We start from the raw sequence: 741 nt of genomic DNA, 5'->3' as shown, positions 1-741 counted from the left end.
AAGGCCGCTGGAATTCGCAGAGAGCCGCCGGTGTCGCTGCCGATGGCGATGTCGGCCATGCCCTCGATCACCGATACGACGGCCCCCGACGACGACCCGCCGGGGTAGATGTCGCCGATGTCGGACCAGGTGTCCGGGACCACGCCGCACCACTGATCACCGGACAACGCGTTGTAGACGACGCGGTCGCCACCGAGGAACTCGACGTCGAGATCCCAGAACGGCGACCCCTCGTCCGCCCCGACGTTCCCGAACGTCCCGGGCACCGTCACGTAGGACCAGCCCGCCTGCGGCGGGTCGTTGAACATGTTCTCGGCGCTGATCTCCGGCCAGGCGTCGGTGTCGGTCGTCCCGAGCGCGACCTGCCACGAACCGAGCCGGAACTCCTGACCGATCGCGTACGGCGCGCCGATCGAGCCGGGGGTCGGCGCCGGCGGGGCGGGCGGGGTCGGCGGGGTCGGCGGGGTCGGCTCGATCACCTCGACCGGGACGGCGCCCGAGTACGCGCGCGGGTAGGTCACCCGCCCGATCCGCACCTTCGGTGCGACCGCCCGGAACGTCACCGTTCCCGGCGTGGCCCCCACGGGGACGGACGTCGAGAACCGCCCCGCCCGCGTCGTCCTCGTGGTCCCCACCGCACTCCATCCGGCGCCGCTCGAACGCTGGATCGTCACCTCGCGCCGGGCCGCCGGGGCGACCCGGCCGGCCACGTCGAGGCTCTCCCCCGCCGTCGCGCTCTGG

General features: G+C 73.4%; 1 protein-coding gene. It reads right to left on the bottom strand.

The annotated features are described in order from the left end of the window. The coding region (locus tag Q0L15_RS17745) for an amidase family protein (protein WP_296605777.1) at positions 1 to 521 on the bottom strand (521 nt) is incomplete at its 3' end. Between the last annotated feature and the right edge of the window lie 220 nt (positions 522 to 741).

Origin of the sequence: Nocardioides sp. (genome assembly GCF_024509035.1) — a bacterium.
Lineage (GTDB): Bacteria > Actinomycetota > Actinomycetes > Propionibacteriales > Nocardioidaceae > Nocardioides.
This window is presented reverse-complemented; position numbering and strand designations above follow the sequence as displayed.